This window comes from Leadbetterella sp. DM7 (assembly GCF_040829825.2).
In the GTDB taxonomy this organism is placed as follows: domain Bacteria; phylum Bacteroidota; class Bacteroidia; order Cytophagales; family Spirosomataceae; genus Leadbetterella.
This window is the reverse complement of record NZ_JBFOLH020000003.1, coordinates 240782-266058: the sequence shown is the minus strand read 5'-3', so window position 1 is coordinate 266058 and position 25277 is coordinate 240782. Positions and strand designations below refer to the sequence as shown.

The following is a 25277-nucleotide window of genomic DNA, read 5'->3' as shown; positions in this document are numbered from 1 at the left end:
TTTTTTATTCTTCAGAAGTGGTTTCATCCTCACCCTGCTCCTCCTCGTCTTCTTCCCGGATAATACGGGTTACAGAAGCTATGCCGTCTTTGTCGTTGAGCTTGATCAGCTTCACCCCCTGCGTATTTCTTCCCATTACCCGGAGATCCGATACGTGGATCCGGATGGCAATACCGCGGGTGGTGATGATCATGAGGTCATCGTCGTCGGTTACTTCTTTTATGGCAACTAAATTACCTACTTTATCCGTAATGTTCAAAGTTTTTACACCTTTTGCACCCCGGGAAGTGATCCGGTAATCTTCTATATCCGAACGTTTACCAAAGCCTTTTTCAGATACCACCAGCAACTGGGCATCTTCACGGCTCACACAGATCATGCCGATCGCCTTGTCGTCATCGGCCAGGTTGATCCCTCTTACACCGGTAGCTCCCCTGCCCATCGGCCGGATTCCCGACTCGTGGAAGCGGACCGCTTTCCCCTGCCCTGCCGCAATGATGATATAATCGTTGCCGTTGGTCAGGGCCACATCGATCAGCTGGTCACCCTCGTTGATATTGATGGCGATAATACCGTTCTGGCGAGGCCTTGAATAGAGCTCCAGCAGGGTTTTCTTCACAGTACCGTTCTGTGTACACATCACGATATAGTTGTTCTTGATGTAGTCTTCGTCTGAAAGGGTTTTTACGTTAAGAACCGCCCGGATCCTGTCGTCTGATTCAATGTTGATCAGGTTCTGAATGGCCCTGCCTTTCGAGGTTTTATTGCCTTCCGGAACTTCAAAAACCCTCAGCCAGTAAAGCCGGCCTTTCTCTGTAAAGAAAAGCAGGTAGTTGTGGTTGGTGGCCATGAAGAGGTGCTCGGTATAGTCGTCGTCCTTGGTCTTCACGCCTCTTGAGCCAGTACCGCCCCGGCTCTGGCTCCGGTATTCGGAAAGGTTGGTTCGTTTGATGTATCCCTGGCTGGAAACGGTCACCAGCATCTCGTCATCAGGAATCATGTCTTCGATGTTGAATTCGCCGCCCGCCATTTCAATTTTGGACCGCCTTTCATCACCGTATTTGGTTTTGATGTCCTGGAGATCGGTTTTGATCAGCTCTTTTTTCTTTTCTTCCGATGCCAGGATAGATTTCAGCTCTTCGATCAGCTCTTTGATCTGCCGGTATTCTTCCACAATTTTCTCTCTCTCCAGGCCGGTCAGACGCTGAAGCCGCATATCGAGGATAGCCCGGGCCTGTATTTCGGAGAGTAAGAATTTCTCCATCAGTCCGCTGCGGGCTTCATCCGGGTCTTTCGAGCTCCGGATCAGGGCGATCACTTCGTCGAGGTGGTCCAGCGCAATCAGCAGGCCTTCCAGGATATGAGCCCGTTTTTCGGCTTCTTTCAGGTCGTACTGGGTTCTGCGGGTAATGACCTCGATCCGGTGTTTTACATAATGCTCAATGAGCTCTTTCAGGTTCAGAATCTCGGGGCGTCCGTTCACCAGGGCCACGTTATTGATGCTGAAAGAAGATTGCAGCTGGGTATATTTGTACAGGTTGTTGAGTACCACATTGGGTACGGCGTCTCTTTTCAGGTCGTATACCACGCGCAGTCCCAGGCGGTCTGATTCATCGCGGATATCGGAAATGCCCTCGATCTTTTTCTCATTGATCAGCACGGCCGTGCGTTCGATCATGTTGGCTTTGTTGACCAGGTACGGGATCTCCGTGACCACAATCTGCTCCTTGCCGGTTTTGGATACTTCAAAATTGGCTACGGAGCGAAGCACCACGCGGCCTCTGCCGGTTTCAAAGGCAGATTTCACGCCGCCATACCCGTAAATGATACCACCGGTCGGAAAGTCAGGAGCTTTGATGTATTGCATCAGCTCTTCAATGGTGATTTCGGGGTTATTGATGTAGGCCGTGATGCCGTCTGTTACCTCTGAAAGGTTATGCGGGGCCATGTTGGTGGCCATACCTACAGCAATACCCGATGTTCCGTTCAACAGGAGGTTCGGGATACGCGAAGGCAGAACGGAAGGTTCGGTCAGGGAGTCGTCGAAGTTTCCCTGGAAGTCAACCGTTTCTTTATTGATATCGGCCAGCATTTCTTCCGCTATCCGCCGGAGGCGGGCCTCGGTATAACGCATCGCGGCCGGAGAGTCACCGTCTACCGAACCGAAGTTCCCCTGTCCGTCAACCAGCGGGTACCGCAGTGACCAGTCCTGGGCCATCCGTACCATGGTGTCGTAAACGGAAGAGTCACCGTGCGGGTGGTATTTCCCCAGCACCTCTCCTACTATCCTGGCTGATTTTTTGTAAGGCCGGTTATGGAATACGCCCAGTTCGGACATTCCGTAAAGCACCCTTCTGTGAACCGGTTTAAAGCCGTCGCGTACATCCGGCAAAGCACGTGAAACGATTACCGACATCGAGTAATCGATATACGCGCCACGCATTTCATCTTCAATATTGATCGGGATTATGGTACCGGCACCCAAATCGGGATTTTCAGTCTCTTCTGCCATAAATTATTGTGAAAAATGTTTCTAAAGTGCGTTTACGAGCCTATTTGAAATTTGCTTCCGCAAGATTCAGACATGCTCAGACATTAATGGTCAAAAATACGTAAATATTACTATTTTCGCAATCATTTATCTAATAAATCAGGCCTCCTGAGGGTGGTCCTTTCTATTGATTTTTCCATTCGCCATTCCTGGATGAGCTTTTCGTTGCCGGATAACAGCACATCGGGCACCAGGTGCCCTTCAAAATCGGCCGGACGTGTGTAGACCGGCGGAGCCAGGAGATTGTCCTGGAAAGAGTCTGTAAGGGCCGAGGTTTCGTCGTTGATCACACCCGGTATGAGCCGTACGATGGCGTCGGTAACCACGGCTGCGGCAATCTCTCCGCCGGAGAGCACGTAGTCGCCTATCGAGATCTCACGGGTAACAAACATGTCGCGTATGCGCTGGTCTATGCCTTTGTAATGGCCACAGATAAAGATGATCCCTTTTTTCAGGGAAAGGCGGTTAGCGGTTTTCTGGTTAAACGTATCGCCGTCAGGGGTCATGTAGATCACCTCGTCGTAGGTGAATTCTGCCTGCAGGTCACGAATGAGCCGGGCCAGCGGTTCGGCCATCAGCACCATCCCGGCGCCGCCGCCATACTGGTAGTCGTCAATCTGTTTGTAATTGCCCAGTCCGTAGGGTCTCAGGTCGTGCAGGCGGATATCGACGAGTTGACTCTGAACGGCATTTTTTACGATAGACTGGCTCAGAAAGCCCTCTACCAGCCCGGGTTGACAGCTGATAATATCAATTCTCATAGTTCACGGATTCATGTAAATCTCCAGGAGGCCTTCCGGCAGCTTTACTTCAATTTTTTGATTTTCACGATCGATCCTGTGAATGAAGTCGTCTACAATAGGCACCAGCACCTCTTTGTCTTCGGCCTCAATGGCAAAAAGATCCTGGCCGGTACTTTCGTAAATAGCTTTGAGCTTCCCGATGGTGGTGCCTGAAGAAACGTCATGAATCTCGTAGCCGATCACATCGTGGTAATAAAACTGGTTGCCTTTCAGGTCCGGGAGCGCGGTAAGCGGCAGCCAGACCTCCGCATTCACAATGGTTTCGGCCTGTTCTATGGAATTGATGTCTTCCAGCTTCAGGATAGACTTACGGCCTTTGACCTGCAGCTCTTCGATGATATAGGGAACCAGCTGTCCTTTGATTTCCAGGAAAACGGCTTCGAGATTATTGTAATATTCGGGCGCATCCACGTCGAGGAAGATAATGACCTCTCCTTTCAGGGCGTGCGTTTTGGTAATTTTGCCTAAAGAAAAGCAATCTGATTTTTGCATATTAGTTATTGGTTCCGAATAAAAAATCCCCGCAATATACTTGCGGGGATCCTGAAAACCTTACTCATCGGCTATTATTCTTCCGTAGAAGCTGTTTCTTCGGTTGCAGCTTCTGCAGCCGGAGCCTCCTCTGCCGGAGTTTCTTCTTCTGATGCAGCCGGAGCTTCTTCGGTAGCTTCTGCTTCAGCGATCAGGGCCGCTTCCGCTTTCTTTTTCGCTTCGATCATCTCCTCTTTTTTCTTGCGTTCGGCTTCGAGAACGGCTTTTTTAGCGCTTTCTTTACCGGTAGCCAGCTTAGCCAGCTTTTCTTCCCGTATAGTAGCTTTGGCATCTACCCACGACTGGAATTTAGCATCGGCCTGCTCCTGCGTGATCGCTCCTTTTTCCACACCGATCTGGAGGTGTTTTTTCAGCATAACGCCTTTTACACTCAGGATTTTGCGGGTGGTGTCTGTAGGCTGAGCTCCTACCTGCATCCAGTACAATGCTCTCTCATCTTTCAGGTAGATGGAAGCAGGCGTGGTATGCGGGTTGTACTGCCCTAATTTCTCGATAAATCTACCATCACGTGGTGAACGAGAATCTGCAACAACGATGTCATAAACAGGATGTTTTTTACGACCTCTTCTTGCTAATCTGATTTTTACTGCCATTGGTTTTTATTTTATGGGAACCCGTCCCTGTTAAAAATTGGAGTGCAAAGATACGGGTTTTATTTGGATAAACAATCGGGAGATTTCAATTTTTCGTTGTTTTTGTCCGGGATTAATAGCTGGTAAAAGCAAACTGGAGGATATTGGCGCCCATTCGGAGGGCTTCCTGGCGTTTTTCTTCGGGATCGTTGTGCACCGATCGGTCTTCCCACCCGTTTCCGAGGTCGGTTTCATACGAAAAGAAGCATACCAGCCGGCCTTCGTGCAGGATACCCAGGCCCTGGGGCGGCTTGTTGTCGTGCTCATGAATCTTGGGTATGCCGCCCGGAAAGGCGTATTTCTGGTGGTAGATCGGGTGACTGTACGGCAGGTCCACGAAAGTGTGCTCCGGGAAGACCTTTTTCATTTCCCGCCGGATGAACTCGTTCATCCCGTAATTGTCATCAATATGGAGAAAACCGCCTCCCAACAGGTATTTCCGCAGGTTTTCCACATCGCGCTCGCTGAAAACCACGTTACCGTGCCCGGTCATGTATACGTAGGGGTACTGGAATATCTTGCTGTCGCCCACTTCAATAATGTCTTCTTCGGGGTAGATATTCCCTTTCAGGTTCTGGTTAAAAAACCGGATGAGGTTAGGCAGCGCGGTTTTATTGGCATACCAGTCACCTCCGCCGTTGTATTTCAGCTTGGCAATCCTGACCTGGGCGGTTCCCGGCAGTGAAAGGGCCAGGAGGTATATAAACAGGGTGAGCTTCTTCATAAATGTTATATTAGTTCCGAGTACTTAGTTCCGAGTACCGAGTACCGAGTTTTTAGTGCCGAGTGTCGGGTACTTTGAAATCTGCCGGTAAGCCGGCACGAGATTACTTTCTTGCATTAAGTATACTGGCCGCAAACACCCCTGCCGTTTCGGTGCGCAGGCGGCTTTTGCCCAAAGTTATGGTCTTGAAACCGTTTTCAGCAGCCATCTGCAATTCTTCTTTTGAAAAATCGCCTTCCGGACCCACCACCACCAGCATCCTGTCGCCCATCGGGATGTCCATGATATCGGTGGCCGTATCGTTCAGGTGCGCAATGTATTTATGGGTAAAAGAACCGGATGCTTTGACAAAGTCAGAAAAGCTGACCAGGTCGGAAAGTTCGGGCCGGTAGGCTTTGAGCGACTGCTTCATGGCCGATACCGCAATTTTTTCCAGCCTTTCGCGGTTGATCTTCTTTGGATAGGTATTCTGTGTTTTGAGAAAAAAAACGCCCGAAATCCCTATTTCAATGCTCTTTTCCAGGAAGTATTCGATCCGGTCACTGTTTTTGGTGGGGCTGATGGCGATATAAATGCCGCGATCGGGCTGCTGATAGCCGTATTCTGCCGACCGGATGTTCACCCGACAGCATTTCGGATCCGGACGGGTGATCTCGCAGCGAAACCACCCGCCCTTTCCGTCTGTAACCTGAATTAAATCTCCCTGTCTTTTCCGGAGAACTTTAACGGCGTGAAGTGATTCTATTGGGTCTAAAGCCTGCGTTTTTTCTATATCAGGACTATAAAACAAGAAATCAGTCTTCAAATCCATCCTTAAAGCTATACAAGGTTTTATCCAGCTTCAATGTACCGTTATTGAAGTCGGAAATGAACTTTTCAATGACATCTGCCGTAATTTCTTCCACGTTTAACGCGGCGTCTATGCCGATACCGAAATCAAAGTCGAGGTCGATTTCCACAAACTCTGCCACCTTGATGGTTTCTTCGTCTTCCATTTCCTGGATAAACTCTTCCATCATCAGCTCGGCTTCTTCGTTTACCGGCGTGTTTTCGTCTCTCAGCTCATAAGGCACAAAATCTTTGTAGATCTTTGCTACCTTTTTCTCGGCTTCTTCGTAGAGCCGGCTGCTGTGGTGCATCGATAGGGTACTCAGTACCGCATCGTAGATGACCTCTTTGCCTTCGTGCTTTCCCACAAACTGGAACTGCACGTAATCGGCCTCCTCTTCGGGCTCATCGTCTTCGTCAACGAGCACAAAGCTCAGGCCGAGCTCTTCACATTCTTCTTTCAGAAGATCAATTTCTTCCTGGGTGTAACCTGCATTCATTTTTATCTAACGTATAAAAGTTCCCTGTATTTGGTTAATGGCCAGTCCTGGTCGTCAATCATCAGCTCCAGCTTGTCTACCTGCCTCCGGATAATATCAAAATAAGGCTTTACTTCTGCAGAGTAAATATGGGCTGTTTCAAAGACGTCGTCCTGGTTATTGGCTTTTTTACGGGCGTTGGTCATCAGCTTCACGTTTTCAGTGATCACTTTCACCCGGTAAGAAATGGTTTTGATGATATTGATGATCGGGTCGGCTTCTTCTTTTAAGCCCAGGTCTACCAGGGCCTTGGCGGTTTCGGCCAGGCGGGTCTGGTATTTCACGGCGGTAGACACCACGTGGTTTTGGGCCAGGTCGCCGATCACCCTGGATTCGATCTGGATCTTTTTGATGAAGTTTTCCACCCTGATCTCGTAGCGCGAGTGCAGCTCACGCCGGTTAAGCACCTTCATGGATTCAAATACCCCGATGGTTTTATCGGAAATATAAGCCTTGAGCGCTTCCGGAACATCCTTGATGTTGCTTAGTCCGCGCCGGGCGGCTTCTTCTTCCCATTCTTTGGAATAGCCGTTTCCTTCAAAAAGGATGTTTTTAGAATCTTTGATATATCCTTTCAGGATCTTCAGAACCACGCCTTCCTTGTTGCTGTCGCCTTCGGTAGCAATGGCTTCGTCGTAAGCCGCCTTGAAGTCGTTCAGCTGCCGGGCCACAATGGTATTCAGCACCATCATGGGCGTAGCCGAGTTGGCCAGCGAACCCACCGCCCGGAATTCAAATTTATTACCGGTAAAGGCAAACGGTGAGGTGCGGTTCCGGTCAGTGTTGTCGAGCAGAATAGAAGGGATCCGGTTGATTCCCAGCTGGATGTAGGCGTTCTCCCCTATCTTTATGTCGAAATTCTCCTTGTTTTCGAGCTCTTCCAGCACTCGGGTCATGGTAGAGCCCAGGAAGATCGACATAATGGCCGGCGGTGCCTCGTTAGCCCCCAGGCGGTGCTCGTTGCTGGCTGTGGCCACGGTGGCGCGCAGCATATCGGCGTGATCATGCACGGCTTTCACCACGTTTACCAGGAAGGTGATAAACATGAGCTTGCGTGTAGGGTCATCGCTGGGCGAAAGGAGGTTCACTCCTGTATCGGTAGAAAACGACCAGTTGTTGTGCTTGCCGCTGCCGTTGATGCCGGCAAAGGGCTTTTCGTGGAACAGCACCTGGAAATTATGCTTTGAAGCCACTTTCTTCATTACATCCATCAGCAGGATGTTATGGTCGCTGGCAATATTGATCTCCTCGAAGGTGGGCGCCACCTCAAACTGGGCCGGTGCTACCTCGTTATGCCGGGTTCTCAGCGGGATACCCAGCTTCAGGGCCTCGAATTCAAAATCTACCATAAAGGCATTGACCCGGGTAGGAATTGACCCGAAATAGTGGTCTTCCAGCTGCTGGCCTTTGGCCGGCGAGTGCCCGAATACCGTACGGCCGCACATGACCAGGTCGGGCCGGGAGTTGTACAGGGCCTTGTCTACCAGGAAATACTCCTGCTCAATGCCGCAGGTAGCGGTTACACGGGTAACGTTTTCGTCGAATATCCGGGCTACTGCAGTGGCGGTGCGGTCAAGGGCCGCCGTAGAGTTAATGAGCGGCGATTTGGCGTCCAGCAGCTCACCCGAATACGAGAAGAAAACCGAAGGAATACAAAGCGTACCGCTGCCGGCCCGGTTATAGAGGATAAATGCCGGCGAGGTAGGGTTCCAGGCGGTGTACCCGCGGGCTTCAAATGTAGCTCTTAAGCCGCCACTGGGAAACGACGAAGCATCGGGCTCCTGCTGAACCAAAGCAGAACCTTTGAATTTCTCTATGGCGTGACCGTCTCCCGAAACATCAAAAAACGAATCGTGCTTTTCAGCCGTACCGCCGGTCAGGGGCTGAAACCAGTGGGTGTAATGGGTAGCTCCTTTGGAGATTGCCCAGGTTTTCATGGCTGTAGCCACTTCGTCTGCCACCTTTCCTTCTATGTTCTCTCCCGAGCGGATGGCCTGGGATACCTTTTCGTAGGCTTCAGCGGTAAGTAGTTCTTTCATCACTTCATCAGTGAATGTATTGGAGCTGTAGTATTCGCTCACTTTTCCCGTAGGAATATCCACTTCAGGTATGGTTCTTGATTGTGCTACCTGAATGGCTTTCCGTCTAAGTTCTGACATATGAAAAGGTATTTTTGTAGGAAGTATCTATATTTACAACAAAATAAATACCTGATTCTTTTATTTTAAACTAAAAGCTGAAATTTAATGCGGGAGCGGCTGCGTTTTTTGCTGATCTACTATGCCTTCTGGGTGGTTTTTTTCGTTTTTGCCCGGATACTTTTCCTGGCATACCATATAGATGATTCCAGGAGCCTGACCCTGGAGCAGGTGTACGGGATTTTCCGGCACGGGATCCGGATGGACCTGGCCATGGCCGCCTATTACTCCCTCCTGCCCTTTTTGTGGGTAACCTTCAGTAATTTTATCGATAAAGGCGTTTTCCAGAATAGCTTCTTTTCGTATACGTTTATCCTGCTTACGCTGACCAACCTGATTGTTGTAGCCGATCTTGAGGTGTACAATACCTGGAATTTCCGGCTCGACAGCACCCCGCTGAAGTTCCTGAGCAGCCCCAAGGAAGCCTATATTTCGGTAAAAAGTTCTCCTATTCTGAGGCTTTTGCTGAGTTATATTCTCCTGCTGGCCATGGCCAGCATCATTGTATACCGTATTGTGGCCAACAAGATTTACGACTGGAAGCGCATCGGCAATTTCCCTTTTATTCTTTACGGGCTTATAATGAGCGCTGCCCTGCTCCTGCCCATCCGCGGCGGATGGGGCCGTGAGCCCCTGAAGCAGAGCTCGGTGTATTTTTCCACCCGCAATTTCGCGAATGTTTCAGCGCTTAACGCCCCCTGGAATTTTTTCAGCTCGTTGCTAAACCGCACCTCTGTGAATGAAAACCCGTACAGCTATCTTCCGCGGGAAACCCTGGACAACAACCTGAAGAGCCTTTTCAGCCGGAGTGAAAATACCGACAAGGTGATCCGGACGGCAGAAAAGAGCAATGTGCTGCTGATCCTGGTAGAAAACCTGACGGGGAAGGTCATGGATTTCCGGTATAACGATGTGCCCGTAACCCCTTACCTGAACCGCCTGAAGCAGGAAGGCATCTACTTTGAAAATATGTATGCAGCGGCCGACCGCACCGATAAGACGGTGGTGAGCGTGCTGAGCGCCTACCCGGCCCAACCCCGGGAAGCTTTGTCTGAATTTTCGGATAAAATTAAGAAATTACCGTTTTTAAGCAGTATTTTCAATGATCAGGGCTACTCTACCCAGTTTTATTATGGCGGAGATGTGAGCTTCCTGAGCCTGAAGTCCTATCTTTTTGCCAGTAATTTTGAGAAGATACTGGAGAAAGGAGATTTTGACGGAGCGGATGATCTGTCGTCGCTCGGAGCACCCGACAGCACGGTGTACCGTAAGTTCCTGGATGACCACGGGAACCATCATTCCCGGCCCTTTTTCAGCACAATCCTGACCCTCTCCAGCCATGAGCCGTACGGAATTCCGGGAAGCGGATTGCTTGCCGGTGCTACGGTACAGGAGCAGTTCTATAATTCGCTGCATTATGCCGACCGCAGCCTGGAGCAGTTCCTGGAGGAAGCCCGCAAGCAGGACTGGTGGGATAACACACTGGTGATCATCCTGGGCAATCACGGACATAAGTGGCCTGAGACCGGCAGCAAGGTTGATAATTTTAAGGTGCCGATGATCTGGACCGGCGGGCTCGTGAAAAACGGGTTCACGGTGAAGCATGTATACAGCCAGCTGGATGTGGCGGCTACTGTGCTGGGCCAGCTGGGTATCCCGTCACGGGAGTTCGGGTGGAGCAAGAATATCTTCGATAAGGGTACGCATCCCTGGGCTTTCTTTGTCTTTAATGATGGTTTCGGCTACGTGAACGACCGCACACCCGTGCTTTTTGATAACGTGGGCCGCCTGGTGATGGATAACCCTGAGGCCGCCCGCTCTAAGGAGCTGGAAGCCGGCAAGGCGCTCATGCAGCGAACCTACCAAAGCTTCCTGGACCTGTAAACGGCTCCGCCTTGTTTTTTCACTATATAAGGCATATAAGTTTAATCTTTTGATTGACTTATATGACTTTGTGGTTCAGGCCGGTTTAAACCGCTACGGGCGCTTTGATACCGGGGTAAGGATCATAATTCAGCAATTCGAAGTCTTCAAACCTGAAATCAAATACGGAGCGTACGGCCGGGTTCAGCTTCATAACGGGCAGCGGGCGGGGCGTACGTTCCAGCTGTTTGTTTACCTGTTCGAGGTGGTTGGAATAAATGTGGGTATCGCCGCCGGTCCATACGAAATCACCCAGTCCCAACCCGCATTCCTGCGCGATCATCATGGTAAGAAGCGCGTAAGAAGCAATATTAAAGGGTACGCCCAGGAATACGTCGGCGCTGCGCTGGTACAGCTGACACGACAGCTTGCCGTCAGCTACATAAAACTGGAATAAGGCGTGACAGGGCATCAGGGCCATCTGCGAAAGCTCGCCCACGTTCCAGGCAGAAACCATGATACGCCGCGAATCGGGATTATTCTTGAGCTGCTTCAATACTTCTTTCAGCTGATCGATTTCGCCGTTTTGCGACGACCAGGCCCGCCACTGTTTCCCGTAAACAGGGCCCAGGTTACCGTTTTCATCGGCCCATTCGTCCCAGATGCTCACGCCGTGCTCATTCAGGTACCGGGTATTGGTATCGCCCTGAATGAACCAGAGAAGCTCATAAATGATCGACTTCAGGTGCAGCTTTTTGGTAGTCACCATCGGGAAGCCCCTGTTCAGATCAAACCGCATCTGGTAGCCGAAAACACTGAGCGTGCCCGTGCCGGTGCGGTCGGTTTTGGGGGTTCCTTCCTTTAAAATATGTTTTAAGAGATCGTGGTATTGCTGCATTTCCCTGAATTTTTGGTACAAAGAAAACAAATATTCCACACGGCTCCGAGCCGATCTCCCGATTTTTACTTTATGTTCACCCCTTTGCTCACCAGCGTGGTAAATATGCGGCTGAAATATTTTTCTTCTTCTTCCGTGCCGGCATAGCGGTTCTCGAGCAGGTAAATTTCTTTTATCTGCGGCAGGCCCAGCAGGAAATCCAGGTCGCCTTTTACCTTGTTGTAGCTGTAATCCAGCGTTTTCAGCTTTTTAAGGGGTTGTACCCGTGCCGATACCTCCTGCAACCGGTTATAGCCTACATCTAGGGTTTCGAGGTTAGGCGGGAGCACCGGCAGTGCTTCCAGCCGGTTGTGGTGAGCATACAGGATTTTGAGTCCGCGCATGGAGCGTATTCCGGCCGGCAGCTCTTCCAGCCGGTTATACGATATGGCCAGCGTTTCCAGTTTTTTCATGCGGGTTAAGCGGGAAGGCAGGGAAGCTAAGCGGTTCCGGTAAAGATCCAGCTCTTTCAGCTTTTTCAGGCGGCGTATGGCAGGACTGATTTCCGTAAGGGTATTGCCGTACAGATTGAGGAATTGTACTTTTTTTATTTTCCGGATGTCTTTCCGGGTTACCTCGCTGACCGAGCTGTTGGCGAGGTACAGGTACCTTACCTTCCGGTGGGTTTTCGGGATACGGGTAAAATGGTTATCGGTGAGGTTAATGGCGGTGGGGCCTTTTCTGCCCGTAACCCGGAGGCTGTTGTTGGCCAGCAGGTTATTCTGGAAAGAAATCGTGGCCAGCTTCGGGAAATCTTTCCTGTCAAGGGTGGCCGAAGCAATGAAGTTATCTTTGAGATTGATGTTCTGCAGGTTCCGGAAGCGCTTCAGCTGGTACGGGAATTCGGTCAGGCCAAAGTCGGTCAGGTTGATTTCAGTTATATCATCAGGCTGGGCGCCCAGGAATTCATCGATATCCCGGGGAAGTGTTCTCAGGAAAATCATCCCGGAGTAGGTTCGCACCGGTGAATCCGAGGTTTCCATTTTGAAATTCCCCAGGAGCTTTGACCATACGGCTTCCAGGTGGGTACGTAAGCTGCCTGCTTCCAGGTTGGCCAGCCTGTCGCGCATCCGGAAAACCCGCGCTCCACGGGTGCTGTCGGCCTGCACCAGGCAATAGATCAGGCTGTCGGCGGTGCCCTGCGGATTAACATATACATAGAATTGCAGGCGGGTAGTGGTACCGGTCAGCAGCGGAGACCAGTCCATGGTACGGGTTACAGAGGTCAGTTGCTTGCGTAAGAGAGCGGCTGCATCCTGGCGGGGCAGGCTGATCCGGGGCCCGCCCGGTATCCCTACGTTCTCTTCATCTTGTTTTACTTCAGGCCGGGGCAGCACTATGGTGTTCTGCATGGTGCGGGTCACTTTTTTATCCGGCGATACGGAAGTCACTTCCCTGGCTTTGCCAAAATACTGTTTTAACATCGTGGAATCGCCTATACAAACGATCTTCTGGGCTCCTGCCGACAGGCTGAGCAACAGAATAAGGGTAAGGAATAGCGGTTTTCTCATGAATTGTAAAAGTTTGATAAAGCAAATATAGAAAGGAATAATTAAATAACTAATGAATTAGTTTAAAATATACCTGCACCGTTAACCGGGTACAGGCGAGAAATGTCGCCCTTTCAGGGTTAAGGCGGGCGGATGGCACCGGTTTCTATGGTAATGCTACTACTTTGTGGTTATAATGCATTATTTACCAGGGATTTTGAAAAATATTTGTTTATATTGGAGAATCTTTTTAATTTTGCACCTCAAAAATTTAATTAGTAATCATATGTACGCAATCGTAGAGATCGCAGGCCAGCAATTTAAAGTAGAAGAGGGTCGTTACATCTATACCCATCGGTTAGAAGGTGAAGCGAACGCTGAGCTTGTATTCGACAAGGTTCTTCTTGTTGAATCGGAAGGAGGAGTATCCATAGGAGCCCCTACCGTAGCAGGTGCGTCTGTAAAAGGCACCATTTTAGAGCATTTGAAAGGCGAAAAGGTAATCGTTTTCAAGAAAAAGAGACGTAAAAGTTACCAGAAGCAGAACGGACACCGTCAGGCATTGACGAAAGTTCAGATCAACCAGATTGTTGGTGCATAACAAAATTTCAGAATCTTAAAACATTAGAATACAATGGCACATAAGAAAGGGGTCGGTAGTTCGAAAAACGGTCGTGAGTCGGAAAGTAAGCGTCTGGGCGTTAAGCTTTTCGGAGGACAGTCAGTTATCGCCGGGAACATCATTGTTCGTCAGCGCGGTACAAAGCATAACCCGGGTCAGAACGTAGGTCTGGGCCGTGATCATACCTTGTTTGCTTTAACAGACGGCGTAATTAACTTTAGGAAAGGCCGTGACGGAAAATCTTTCGTACACGTACTTCCGGCTGAGGCGTCTGCTGAAGCATAAGCAAACGGGTTAGAGAAATAGAAGGAAGAGGCTTTAGGGCCTCTTTTTTTGTGTTTTTGTTTTTCTGGTGGGCCCGAAGCTGCTTCTCCGGAAAAACGACTTTACAAAAAACAAAAACCCTCCTCCCGGCACTTTCAGCCCCTCCCATTTGTTATTTACCAAAGAACATCTTAAGAAATAATGCTGAAAAGAAACACCATGATATATACGGAGTTAAGTCCTAACCCTAACTCCATGAAATTTGTACTCAATTACGAGATTGTTCCCGAGGGATTGTCGTTTGATTATCCTGACAAGGCGGCTACACTCGAAGAAAAGAAGGCTTCTCCCCTTGCCTCCGACCTCTTCCTGTTTGATTTTGTAGAGCGCGTTTTCATTTCTTCGAATTTTATCACGATCACCAAGCGGGAAGATATCGAATGGGAAGAGGTGATCGGCGATGTGCGGAAGTTCCTCAAAATTTACTTTGATGAAAGCCACCCGGTATTTGCCAAAAAAACCATTGATTCCAATACATTGATTGTTCAGGGCAATGATTCGCCGGTAGTGGCCAAAATAAAATCTACGCTCGATCAGTACGTACGGCCGGCTGTGGAATCAGACGGCGGCGCTATTAACTACTCGTCGTTTGATGAGGAGAGCGGCACGGTGAAAGTGCTCCTCCAGGGCTCCTGCAGCGGGTGCCCGTCAGCTTCCATGACACTGAAGGCGGGTATAGAGCGCCTGCTGACGTCTATGATCCCTGAAGTGAGGCTGGTGGAGGCGGAGGAGATGTAAGTTCGGGTTCCGAGTTCCGAGTAAATGAAAGCAGGTTCTAGCTAATGTGTCAAAACTTGCTCTATCCACTCGGAACTCTCCACTCGGAACTACCTAAGCTGCTCAATCGCTCTATTCACCTCGCTCATCTTCCTTTGCTGATGCAGCACGGCCGGGGCCGCCACGCGGTCTTTACAGTCAAACAGGGCACATTTTTCGCAGGTCTGCCCCACTTCTTTCCGGGTGATCCCGGGGTCATCGGTAAACGCTACCCTTGACCGCACATTGCTGTCAATCTCCATCCCCAGGGTGATGCTCTCCTGTCCGCCGTCTTTGGATGACTTGGCCAGGGCTATCTCGAAATAACGGTGGCCCATGCTTTCAAAATTGGAGATCTGGGTTTTCACTATCCGCTCCTCATTGTTCGGCAGAACTTCATCCAGGATGCTGATTCCCGGCCACCTCCGGCAGTAATGCTGGTTCCGGCTTTCCTGGGGATCGTGCTGTCCTACCAGGTGAATTTCCTTGATCAGGCGGGGCGCCCGGCTCCCGTCAGAAGAGGTAAACTTCAGGAAATACAGCTTTTCGACCTGGAAATGTGCAGGTAACAGGGAAAAAAGACGGTAAAAAACTGTTTCTTCGGATACAGGAAACTGGTCAAGCACCTGCAGGAATTTGCGTTTGCTGAATTTGTGATCAGACAGCACCTTCTGCATTTCCCGGATCAGTACATTTCCCGGAATAAGAATGCAGGCAGCAAAGTAAGAGGCCTTGAAGTTATTAAAAACCTCGTCAAAAGAATGCACACTCACCCATGTAGACGTAAGCGGGCGCACCCGGATGCCCATATACCGGAAGCCGGACTCCCGCGCAAGGGCGAAAATCCGTTGTTTTTCAGTGAGGTTCCGGTTCAGGAAGAATTTCCTGGATTTAGGCACCAGTACGGTCCGTAAGCCGGCCAGGGCGGGATGTTTTTCGCCGTCAAAAATATCTGTGGCCAGCTGATGCTCCACCCGCAGGTATTTTTTAAGGGTGCTTTCGGTTTTTTCTTCACCGGGAAGAAACTGGTCGGCCAGATCTTCCAGCTCGGGGAAATAGTTTTTGTGGATTTCGAGATACGAGCGCAATACGGCGAAATACAGCTTTTCCACACTTACGTTATAGCTCCGGCCTATTTTTATGAGGGTATTGACCAGGGCGCTGAATTTGACAGGGGCATCGGCAATAATCTCTATGATATGGGCGGGATCTATCCCGAAAAACTCGAAAGGGATATCGGTAAAGAACTTGTTTTTGAGGATTTCACCGGTAGGCCCCAGTGCTTTTTTGAGGTCAGAAGATACCAGTTCATCGTATTCTACCCCCAGGGCCCGTGAAATGTCGGCTATTTTGTCGGTTTTGGGGTATTTCTTTCCTTTCTCTATTTCATTCAGATAGGAGGCCGAAATATGGCTCCGTTCCGAGAGCTCCTGGAGCGACCACCCCTTTTCCTGGCGGAACTGTTTGAGCTTTAAACCGAAAATCAGTCTTATGGGATCTGCTTTCTCCTTCATACGCCTGATTTCCGTTGGGTTTACAATTTAAATTCAGAGAATACCAGGTGAACCTCCGGTCCTACCCCCAGCAGGTTATTCCCGGTTTTGGCGTTCAGGATCATAGAGGTATTATTGATCTGAACTATCTCAAAATCTCCTTCAAATCCTACAATATCAATATCCAGTGTTGTCTGATCGGTTTCTATGGCCCATTTTCCCCGGTTCACTACCGTTTTGGTGGTCTTGTCGATACCGCGCACCTCCTGGCTGGCCTTGAACTCAAAAGCCAGTCCGTAAAGCATCCGGGCTGAAGAATTTAACTGGCCGTCACTGATCGTAGTACCCTGTGTATCGGTATATTTGTCGAGCTGCCAGCCGTGCGCTACCAATAATTCAGAAGTAGTTTTGTCTTCTGCTCCTATATTCGGATCTTTACAGGCAGTTAAAATAAGCGCGAAGAATGAAATTAAAACAAAATTTTTCAAATTACTTTTGAGTTTGATTTATATAATAACGCAGGATAATGGTTGCAAATTTAAAAAGGAAATGGATTGTTTTCGGATTCACGCTGCTTTTTGTTTCTGCTTTCCGGGTTTCGGGACAGAATTGCCGGCCGGCAGGTGATACTCCCTTTGTGCCGTCGGCCGGAGGAGTGAACTGGTACCGTTTTCCTGAATTTTCACTGCCGTTTACCCTTATTTACAGCGGACCCCAGGCCCTTTCCGATCCGGGCGCCCTGCTCAAAAGAGGCTTTACGCATGTATCGAACCCCAACGGCATCAGTAATTTGCCTGTAGGCAACCGGGCTTATATTTACTACGGGGTGGCCGGTGCCGATCAGCCCTGGAGGAACTACAAGTCGCCTTACGGCAATGATATGGCCGTTTATCACCGCAAATGGGACGAAGACCTGGCGTATTTCAAATCGCTGAACGGCGGCAGCGCAGATGTGGATATTTTTTGCCTGGATATTGAAATGCATTATAAATCGCGCGATTCGGTGCTGACACTGAAGAAAATGGATTTTGTACCGGCAGATGTACGGGCATTGAATGATGATGCGTTTGTTCTGCGCTACCAGCAGGACATGCAGGGTCTTTATGCCCATGCGGCGGCTTATATAAAAGAAAGGGTGAATGCCCGTGTATTCACTGCCTATGGCGATGTACCCGTGATCAATACGTTTACCAACATACAGGGGCCTACGTGGGAGAAATGGCAGACCGACCCTTCCGTGCTGCATTATATCAGCTACGACTTTACCCGCAACAAGGCAGGCGGGAGCTATGATGAGCTGATGACCGTGCTTTCGCCCAATGCGTATTTTTATTACGACTATCCCCATATTTTTGCCGGTGAGTACCTGTCTTACCTGATGTTCCAGACCGAAGCTAACCGGGCCTGGTCTTCGCGTGATCAGTGGTTGTTTTTATGGAACAGGTACAGCTACACGCCGCAATACGTGGGAAAGAACATCCGGCCGTGGATGTCGGAGGCCATGGCCATCTTCCCTTTTTTTGCCGGGGCACGGGGAATCTGGCTGTGGGACGATATGTCGCCCTCAGCCGATTATTCGGGCTATGAATATTTCATGAACGGACTCTACCGGCTTTCTGCCTTCCGCTCGTTTTTCGAGGGGGATTACCGGCTGGTGCAAACCATTTCGGCCCGTGATTACAATGAAAATAAGCTGCCGGTCTGGCGCGGGGTGTACAAAAACGGGAGGCTGCTGGTAGCTGCGCATAACCCGTGGGCAACAACAGATAATGAAGAAGTTACGCTTACTATAAATTACGGGAGCCTGAAAGAAAACATCACCCTGAAGGGCTATGAGGTTTTCCTGTGCGAATACGCGGCTGACCCGGTTGCCGGTAATGAACCGGAAGATACCGGCCTGGTCGTATACCCCAACCCGGCAGAAGGACCCGTGACCTATTCGGTTAAAACGGGGGGAGAATCCCTCCTGACCCTGTCGGTTTCTGATGAATCGGGACGTGTCCTGCATTCGGAAGAATTGAATACCGCAGGGGTGAGCGAATATACGGGGCATCTTGACCTCCGGAAATTTAAACTGTACAAGGTATACCTGCAGGTAAAAGGAAGCACTTTCCGGCATACCCGAAAAATTATTATCAGCCAATGAACCGATTACAATACGAAACCAGCCCTTACCTGCTTCAGCATAAAGACAACCCGGTGCACTGGTATGCCTGGGGAAACGAGGCCCTGGAAGAAGCACGTACGAACGACAAGGTGATCCTGCTGAGCATAGGCTACTCGGCCTGTCACTGGTGCCACGTGATGGAGCACGAATGCTTTGAAGACCGGGAAGTGGCTGATTTTATGAATGCGCATTTTGTCAATATCAAGGTAGACCGGGAGGAGCGCCCCGATATTGACCAGGTGTACATGGAAGCCCTGCAGAACATGGGTATCCGCGGGGGCTGGCCCCTGAATGTATTCCTGCTGCCGGGCGGTGAGCCTTTTTACGGCGGTACGTATTTCCCGAAGGGCCGCTGGATGGAGGTTATGGCCGGGGTGGTCCAGGTATTTCAACACCGGCGCGAAGAGGTGGAAGAGTCAGGTAGAAGCTTTGTTAATAGTCTAAATACACGGGACTCTGATAAGTATTTATTCGGTAAAACATCAGATAGTTCATTATATACGAAAGAAGAGCTGAGCATTATCAGCGAAAAGCTGGCCAAAGATTTTGATGCGGAAGACGGGGGCATGCAGCGCGCACCGAAATTCCCGATGCCGGCACTGTGGAATATGATCCGGCGCCTGGCCGGGCTTACCGGTGATCCGTACCTGCAGGAGCACCTGGAATTTACGCTGGGGCGCATGGTGCTGGGTGGCCTGTTTGATCATGTGGGCGGCGGGTGGACGCGCTATTCGGTAGACAGCTACTGGAAAGTGCCTCATTTTGAAAAAATGCTGTACGATAACGCACAGCTGATGAGCCTTTACGCCGCCGCCGCGGCCCGTTCAGACCCGCAGGGCCTGTACCGGTGGGCGGTTGACCTGACATACGCCTGGCTGCTTCGGGAGATGAACCGGCCCAAAGGGGGCTTTTTCTCGGCCCTGGATGCAGATTCGGAAGGAGAAGAAGGGAAATTTTATGTATGGACCCTGGATGAGACAGAGAAAGCGCTGGGAGCTGATGCCGCCCTGTTTACCGGTGAATACGGTATAGTAAAAGAGGGGAACTGGGAAAACGGGAACAACATCCTGCACCTGGAGCATCTGCCTGCACAATGGGATAAAATAAGGGAATCGCACGAAAAATTGCTGGAAGCAAGGCAGAAAAGAGTGTCTCCCGGCCTGGATAATAAAGTGCTGACCTCCTGGAATGCCCTGATGATCTCGGGGTTGGCAGAGCGCAGCAGAACGTGGGGCGGCGACTATACCCTTGCCAGTGAAAAGCTGGCCTATCTCAACCGGAACCTCACTTTCTCCTGCCGGAACGAAGACGGCGATACTGCCCTGGGGGTTTTCCACCAGGCGGGTGAAAGAAAGATACCGGGTTTTCTCGACGATTATGCTGCATTGATACAGGCCAATACCGATATGTATTCGCTCAGCCTGGAAGAGCATTACCTGGAAACGGCAGAACAGCTGTGCTGGTATGTGCTGGCCAATTTTTACGACCCGGATGAGGGGCTTTTTTACTATACCGATGTAGAGGCCGAGAAGCTGATCTCGCGCAAAAAAGAGCTGTTTGACAACGTGATCCCTTCTTCGAACTCCATGATGGCCAAAAGCCTGTATTTTGCGGGCAGGTACACCGGCCGGACCAGCTATACCGAAATTGCCCGGCAGATGTTTGCCCGCCTGAAACCCCTGACCCTGCAGGACCCGCAATGGCTGGGCAATTGGGTAGACCTGGGCCTCCTGCTGAGTGCCAAGCAGGTAGAGGTGGTGGTCACCGGGCCCGATTACCGGGAGTGGGTCCGGGCATTGCAGAAGCAGGGAACCTCAGCGGCCACCCTGTACTTTGGTGCTGATAATGCAAGCTCCCTGCCCGTATTTGAGAACCGGTTTACCGGGAAAAACACGGTGTATATCTGTGAAGATTATAGCTGCAGGAGGCCTGTTTTCACCCTGGAAGAAGCCCTGGCCGGTGAATAAGGAATACGATGTGCCGGGGCGGCAGATCTGTTCTTGGAACAGTCGATTGCTTCGCAAATAAAAATCAATCCGGTAATAATGCGAATATATTTGTAGACTTATACAATTATCTATTTATTGAAATTCCAATAAAAAAGAAGCTATTGAATTTTAATTTACGGATAATAACAATTTGAGTCTCTTAAGCCAATATAAATATTTTTCTTTTCTACTTTTTTGAAAAAGTAGAGCAAAAACATAGGTTTTAGAATAACCTCTTTCGCCGACTCCGTCAGGCTCAAACGGTCTCTAAAACCTGAATAAGGAACAATTCAGTATGTAACTCGCCCCGATGATATTCATTATATCATGGGTTTAAAAGTTATACCTCTTTTAAGCCCAATATGGTGCCAATTACGCGATAATCTCGTAACTGTGCGTGATTTCGGCAGAAGGCCTGAGCTGGGCCGTGGCCGAGCAGTATTTCTCCATAGAGAGCGCAATGGCCTTTTCTACCCTGGCTGGATCAAGCGCGCCGTACAATTTATAGTGAATATTGATTTTCTTAAACGGCTTCATTTCCGTACCCTCTATCTGCTCTCTATCGCCGGTCACCTCAATTTTAAGGTCGTTGAGGGGCTGACGCTGCTTTTTCAGGATCAGGATCAGGTCAATGGAGGTGCAGCCGCCCAGTCCCATCAGCAGGAGCTCCATGGGGCGTACACCTGCGTTTTTTCCGCCGATATCTTCGGCCGCATCGATGTTCACTACTACAGGCGACATCCCTTTTCCCTGCATATGGAAGGCGTCGTCTACTCTGTCCAGTTCAATTTTCATTGTTTATTTATTTTGTTTGGGTTTTGGTTCTCGACTTCGCTCGAACTGACAGGAAGAACTAGCACTTGCTGACAGGAAGAACTAGCACTTGCTGACAGGAAGAACTAGCACTTGTTGACACAAAGAACTAGCACTTGCTGACAGAGTAAATGGCACTTACCAACAGGAAGAACCAGCACTTGCTGACAGAAGCAAATGGCACTTGTCAGTTCGAGCGAAGTCGAGAACCGAAGCCCAAATTTAATAAATTAATCCTTATGGGCCTTCGCTGTTTTCTGGCAACATCCCGGAAGCGCATCGTGCGCTTTCTGATCGGCCACCATTTCGTCGGCATCGTACCCGATCTTCGTGATTTTTTCTTTCAGCTCGTCCTTGCTTACTTTTTTAGGATTGTAAACCACATTTACCGTATGGCTTTTGAGGTCTACGTTCACTTCCTGCACGCCCTTTTCTTTTCCGAGGTTAGATTCTACCGTTTTTTTGCACATGCCGCATTTAACCGATGAGGCAAAGCTGACCTCTGCTGTCTTTCCTTTCTGGGCAAACGCTCCGAAGCTAAGGCCCAGAACAAGTGTTAAAACGCCGATTACATTTTTCATAGGTATATTTAATTTAAGTTATTTACTTGATTTTATAACGGAAACCGGTGTATACGGTTGCCCCGGTGACCGGTCCCCAGATCTTACCTGCATCAAATTCCGGTCCGAAAGGCTGATCTGCGCTGATCACCGGGTTTTTCATGGTAAAGCCGGTGAGGTTTTCACCGCCCAGGTACACTTCCAGCTTGGGGTAATTCCGCGAAATCTGCCCGTTGATATTCATGTATGTCGGGGCATATTGAGATTGCATTTCTGCATAGCTCATTTTATCGCTTACGGCATGGCCCACGGGTATCCGCTGCCGTCCGTTTACGTGCAGGGTAGCATCAATTTTCCATTTTTCGTACGGGAAGCTGTAGGCTGCATTCACCAGCAGCCGGTCCTGCGGCAGGAACATCTTGTCCATCAGCACCTTTTCGCCCATAGGCTTGCCCACGGTTTGCTTATTGTTGACATACCGGTAACCCATTTTGAATTCCCAGCGGTTTACCGGGCCGTAATTCAGCTCTATCAGTGCGCTGTTGGTACGTGATTTTCCCTGAAGATTATAAAAGTACAGGTATCCGTCGTGTTCCATGTCTACAATCATCTGGTTTTCAAAGCGGGTGTGGTAGAACTCGCCCGACAGCGACAGGTTGGGCAGGAAATCGATCACATAGCTTCCGCCAAATGTCCAGGAAACTTCGGGCCTGAGCTCTTCCAGGATACGGACCGTCCGGCTGCTGACCAGCAATCCGTAGCCTTCGGCAAACGGGTTGGGTACCCGGTAGCCTTTGCCGGCTGAGAGCCTGAGGGTATGACGCGGGGCCAGCTTTTGCATAATATGGATACGGGGAAGAAAGAAATTGCCGTAAAGATTGTGAAAATCATTTCTCAGTCCCACAAGGATGCTGGTCTTATCGGTACTTTTATAGTTATACTCGAAGAAAACACCCGGAACTACTTCATTTCTATCCAGGTAGATGCTGCCGTATTGCTCATCAAATACGTCGTTGACAAAGCTTGCCCCCGTTTTATAGGTATGATTGGTATTTCCGAAAATGTCCTGGTAGATCAGGTTGCTGTAGAGCGTGGTCTGCTTTCCGAGGTAAGGTGTTTTCCCGAATGAAGATTCCGAATCGTGTATCGTTCCGTTCAGGATAAGGCCAAGCCCGCGGTAAGGTGCTTCCGGGAACAGGAGCGCTGTTTTGGAAAATACCTCATAGCGCTGCGTATGGTTCACGAAACCGTACAGGCCGGGTGTTGCGGCATTGCTTTTGAAGCCTGTTTGTCCTCCTGCCCGGTTTTCGGAGAGGAAACGGCCACCGAACTGGGCCATCATGCGCTCGCCGCCGTATTTCCAGCGGTTGAACAGGTTGACCTGGTGGTATTTTGGCAGGTCACGGAAGCCGTCGTCGTTGCGGTCGATCTCCGATTTCAACAGGGAGCCGTGCGTCAGGAGGGCGTAAGACCACTTTTCGTTTTTCAGCTTCCGGGCGATATTGAGGTTGGCCTCTGCCCTGCCGAAGTTGTTAAAATACATGTTGACCAGCATTTTTTCGGGCAGATCCGGTTTTTTCAGCTCTACATTAACCTGTCCTACCATGTTATCGGCACCGGTAACTACCGAGCCCACTCCTTTGCCGATGTCGATCGACTGGATCCAGGTACCGGGAATATAGTTCATGCCGAAGGTCTGGCCCAGTCCGCGGATGGCCGGGATGTTTTCCAGGGTGGTTTGCACATACGAGCCGCTCATGCCCAGCAGCTGGATCTGCCGTGAGCCCGTTACGGCGTCGGTATTGCCCACACTGATGGAGGCATTGGTTTCAAAACTTTCCGAAAGGTTACAGCAGGCGGCTTTTACGAGCTCTTTTGAGCTGATGATCTGCGTATGGATCGGCGACATTTTATCGAGCGTGGTTCCGGAAGTTTTTACCACCACTTCATCGAGATCTGTGCTGCTTTCTTTGAGGAATACGGCATAGAAACGGTCTTCGGTCACATACAGGGTATCGGGTTTAAAGCCGATGAAGCTAAAGGCCAGCCGGTCTTCTGAGGGGATCCGGGCAATGGTAAACATGCCGTTTTCATCGGTCATTACGGCGGTTACCGGTTTGCCTACCCACGAAACCGTGGCGCCGGCAATGGCGGAGTTGGCGTTATCGGCCACTTTGCCCTTTACATCCTGTGAAAAGGCAGCTGATGTATATAATGAGAATAATACTATGATCAGTCGGTTCATATAAATAGAAAATTACGGATAAAAAGAAAATAACTTTTTACCGCAATCTCAGATAATGAACTGCTCATTCAGAAGATACAGGGGAAGTAAACGGGGCGGTGATGAATCACCGTGGGAAAAAGCCGGTTCTTCGGCCAGCGTTTCGGTTACCGGTTCAAAAGTAAATGCAGGAACTACCGGCTCTTCGGCTACCAGGAAAGTATATGCCGGGCCGAAATTCTGCTGAACGGCGGTGTTGGCTTTATTTACTTTCAGGGTGATCTCACAGCAGCTTCCCTTTTTCAGGGTGGCATGCTGCTGCAAAGGCGGGGTTTGGGTAGCTTCACCAAAACAGGACTCTACGTCAAACGACAGCTTTTTGATTTTTGTAATGGTACACAGGTGTTCAAACCAGGCAAAAGAGTGCGAACTTACCAGGACGGTAAGCGCCAGAGAAATTGCCAGTGTTTTTTTGAACATTTTCGCCATTATGACATACTAACGAAATTTCGGGAAAAATAATTCACCGGCTTCATTTTTTATGAGAGAGCAGGTGATCGGGTACCGCTATTCTTTCGTTAATTCGCAGCGCCTGCCGGCTCATAGGCCGTTTCATTTTTAATTTCCCCCATCACAAAAATAGATTGTGTAGAACCGATGTTCTCCAGCCCGGCCAGCTTATTCATGATAAACGACTGGTATTCGCGCATGTCGCCTACCACTACTTTGATCAGGAAGTCGTAATCGCCGGAAATATTGAGGCATTCCACCACCTCGGGCATAGCTATTATTGCTTTTACGAACCGGGCTCCTGCCTCGCGGGCGTGCTCTTTCAGCCGGATGTTACACAATACCATGAGGTCTTTGCCTATTTTCTCACGGTCTACCAGGGCCACGTATTTTTTGATCGCTCCTTCGTTTTCCAGTCGCCGGATGCGTTCATAAACCGGTGTGGCGGAAAGATTGAGCCTTCCGGCCAGTTCTTTGGTGGTCAGCTTGGCATCCTGCTGAAGGTAGCGCAGGATGTCGCGGTCGGTGTCGTCCAGTTTTATCATAATTGTATCGTACAGGATATACCCGTTTGGGCCTGATCAGCGCCGGTTTTAAAAGATATTTTAGCTTTGATCATTATATTGTGTTGCAAAATTAGAAAATAAATCAAAAATATTGTATTTTTTTAGATAAATTATCTGTTTGTTGTTGAAATGACTTA

The 25277-nt window shown here is 49.7% G+C and carries 23 protein-coding genes; 6 read left to right on the top strand and 17 right to left on the bottom strand.

Translation table 11 applies throughout. The annotated features are described in order from the left end of the window. Window positions 1-4: 4 nt before the first annotated feature. From gyrA to AB2U10_RS04860, 8 genes are all read right to left on the bottom strand, one after another. The gene (gyrA, locus tag AB2U10_RS04895; RefSeq protein WP_367913126.1) at window positions 5-2512 is read right to left on the bottom strand and encodes a DNA gyrase subunit A; all 2508 of its coding nucleotides are present in this window, start codon (window positions 2510-2512) and stop codon (window positions 5-7) included. Window positions 2513-2634: 122 nt separating this feature from the next. After that, window positions 2635-3312 carry a tRNA (guanosine(37)-N1)-methyltransferase TrmD gene (trmD, locus tag AB2U10_RS04890; protein WP_367913127.1) on the bottom strand — a complete coding sequence of 226 codons (678 nt, stop codon included), beginning with the start codon at window positions 3310-3312 and terminating at the stop codon, window positions 2635-2637. Between the two features lie 3 nt (window positions 3313-3315). Beyond that, window positions 3316-3846, bottom strand: a complete 531-nt coding sequence (gene rimM, locus AB2U10_RS04885; protein ID WP_367913128.1) for a ribosome maturation factor RimM — start codon at window positions 3844-3846, stop codon at window positions 3316-3318. A 74-nt stretch (window positions 3847-3920) separates the two neighbouring features. Beyond that, a complete protein-coding gene (locus tag AB2U10_RS04880; protein WP_367913129.1) occupies window positions 3921-4499 on the bottom strand; it encodes a 30S ribosomal protein S16 in 579 nt (192 codons plus the stop codon). A 112-nt stretch (window positions 4500-4611) separates the two neighbouring features. Beyond that, on the bottom strand, window positions 4612-5262 hold the full coding sequence (locus AB2U10_RS04875; RefSeq protein ID WP_367913130.1) for a DUF4159 domain-containing protein: 651 nt from the start codon (window positions 5260-5262) through the stop codon (window positions 4612-4614). Between the two features lie 103 nt (window positions 5263-5365). Further along, window positions 5366-6073 carry an RsmE family RNA methyltransferase gene (locus AB2U10_RS04870; protein ID WP_367913131.1) on the bottom strand — a complete coding sequence of 236 codons (708 nt, stop codon included), beginning with the start codon at window positions 6071-6073 and terminating at the stop codon, window positions 5366-5368. After that, entirely contained in the window at window positions 6057-6590 is a 534-nt protein-coding gene (locus AB2U10_RS04865) for a hypothetical protein (RefSeq protein WP_367913132.1), read from the bottom strand. The genes AB2U10_RS04870 and AB2U10_RS04865 overlap by 17 nt, the downstream gene beginning before the upstream one ends. Window positions 6591-6592: 2 nt before the next feature. Continuing rightward, window positions 6593-8788 carry a glutamine synthetase III family protein gene (locus AB2U10_RS04860; protein ID WP_367913133.1) on the bottom strand — a complete coding sequence of 732 codons (2196 nt, stop codon included), beginning with the start codon at window positions 8786-8788 and terminating at the stop codon, window positions 6593-6595. A gap of 87 nt (window positions 8789-8875) precedes the next feature. Between AB2U10_RS04860 and AB2U10_RS04855 the strand changes: the two genes are divergently transcribed. Next, window positions 8876-10711: an LTA synthase family protein gene (locus AB2U10_RS04855; RefSeq protein ID WP_367913134.1), complete on the top strand. Its 1836-nt coding sequence runs from the start codon at window positions 8876-8878 to the stop codon at window positions 10709-10711. Between the two features lie 85 nt (window positions 10712-10796). On the opposite strand, the gene AB2U10_RS04850 is transcribed toward AB2U10_RS04855, so the two are convergent. Together AB2U10_RS04850 and AB2U10_RS04845 are read right to left on the bottom strand one after the other, a co-directional pair. Next, on the bottom strand, window positions 10797-11588 hold the full coding sequence (locus AB2U10_RS04850; protein ID WP_367913135.1) for a thymidylate synthase: 792 nt from the start codon (window positions 11586-11588) through the stop codon (window positions 10797-10799). Between the two features lie 65 nt (window positions 11589-11653). Continuing rightward, a complete protein-coding gene (locus AB2U10_RS04845; RefSeq protein ID WP_367913136.1) occupies window positions 11654-13138 on the bottom strand; it encodes a leucine-rich repeat domain-containing protein in 1485 nt (494 codons plus the stop codon). A 265-nt stretch (window positions 13139-13403) separates the two neighbouring features. Between AB2U10_RS04845 and rplU the strand changes: the two genes are divergently transcribed. The 3 genes from rplU to AB2U10_RS04830 all read left to right on the top strand — a co-directional run bounded on the left by rplU (window position 13404) and on the right by AB2U10_RS04830 (window position 14801). Beyond that, on the top strand, window positions 13404-13718 hold the full coding sequence (gene rplU / locus AB2U10_RS04840; RefSeq protein ID WP_367913137.1) for a 50S ribosomal protein L21: 315 nt from the start codon (window positions 13404-13406) through the stop codon (window positions 13716-13718). 33 nt (window positions 13719-13751) lie between these two features. Beyond that, window positions 13752-14024, top strand: a complete 273-nt coding sequence (gene rpmA / locus AB2U10_RS04835; RefSeq protein WP_367913138.1) for a 50S ribosomal protein L27 — start codon at window positions 13752-13754, stop codon at window positions 14022-14024. 180 nt (window positions 14025-14204) lie between these two features. Continuing rightward, entirely contained in the window at window positions 14205-14801 is a 597-nt protein-coding gene (locus AB2U10_RS04830; RefSeq protein ID WP_367913139.1) for a NifU family protein, read from the top strand. Window positions 14802-14890: 89 nt separating this feature from the next. Here AB2U10_RS04830 and AB2U10_RS04825 read toward each other — a convergent pair whose 3' ends face one another. Next, complete coding sequence (locus AB2U10_RS04825) at window positions 14891-16333, bottom strand: helix-turn-helix domain-containing protein (RefSeq protein WP_367913140.1); 1443 nt, start codon at window positions 16331-16333, stop codon at window positions 14891-14893. 20 nt (window positions 16334-16353) lie between these two features. Continuing rightward, entirely contained in the window at window positions 16354-16800 is a 447-nt protein-coding gene (locus AB2U10_RS04820; protein WP_367913141.1) for a hypothetical protein, read from the bottom strand. 38 nt (window positions 16801-16838) lie between these two features. On the opposite strand from AB2U10_RS04820, the gene AB2U10_RS04815 reads away from it, so the two are divergent. After that, window positions 16839-18458 (top strand): T9SS type A sorting domain-containing protein, encoded by a 1620-nt coding sequence (locus tag AB2U10_RS04815; protein ID WP_367913142.1) that lies wholly within the window; start codon window positions 16839-16841, stop codon window positions 18456-18458. Continuing rightward, window positions 18455-20446, top strand: coding sequence for a thioredoxin domain-containing protein (locus AB2U10_RS04810; protein WP_367913143.1), 1992 nt, complete (start codon window positions 18455-18457; stop codon window positions 20444-20446). The genes AB2U10_RS04815 and AB2U10_RS04810 overlap by 4 nt, the downstream gene beginning before the upstream one ends. Window positions 20447-20839: 393 nt before the next feature. Here AB2U10_RS04810 and AB2U10_RS04805 read toward each other — a convergent pair whose 3' ends face one another. From AB2U10_RS04805 to AB2U10_RS04785, 5 genes are all read right to left on the bottom strand, one after another. Further along, window positions 20840-21262 carry an OsmC family protein gene (locus AB2U10_RS04805; protein WP_367913144.1) on the bottom strand — a complete coding sequence of 141 codons (423 nt, stop codon included), beginning with the start codon at window positions 21260-21262 and terminating at the stop codon, window positions 20840-20842. A gap of 248 nt (window positions 21263-21510) precedes the next feature. Beyond that, window positions 21511-21861: a heavy-metal-associated domain-containing protein gene (locus AB2U10_RS04800; RefSeq protein ID WP_367913145.1), complete on the bottom strand. Its 351-nt coding sequence runs from the start codon at window positions 21859-21861 to the stop codon at window positions 21511-21513. A 22-nt stretch (window positions 21862-21883) separates the two neighbouring features. Continuing rightward, the gene (locus AB2U10_RS04795) at window positions 21884-24085 is read right to left on the bottom strand and encodes a TonB-dependent receptor plug domain-containing protein (RefSeq protein WP_367913146.1); all 2202 of its coding nucleotides are present in this window, start codon (window positions 24083-24085) and stop codon (window positions 21884-21886) included. 48 nt (window positions 24086-24133) lie between these two features. Then, on the bottom strand, window positions 24134-24544 hold the full coding sequence (locus AB2U10_RS04790; RefSeq protein WP_367913147.1) for an HYC_CC_PP family protein: 411 nt from the start codon (window positions 24542-24544) through the stop codon (window positions 24134-24136). A gap of 98 nt (window positions 24545-24642) precedes the next feature. Further along, window positions 24643-25119: an Lrp/AsnC family transcriptional regulator gene (locus tag AB2U10_RS04785; protein WP_367913148.1), complete on the bottom strand. Its 477-nt coding sequence runs from the start codon at window positions 25117-25119 to the stop codon at window positions 24643-24645. Window positions 25120-25277 lie beyond the last annotated feature (158 nt).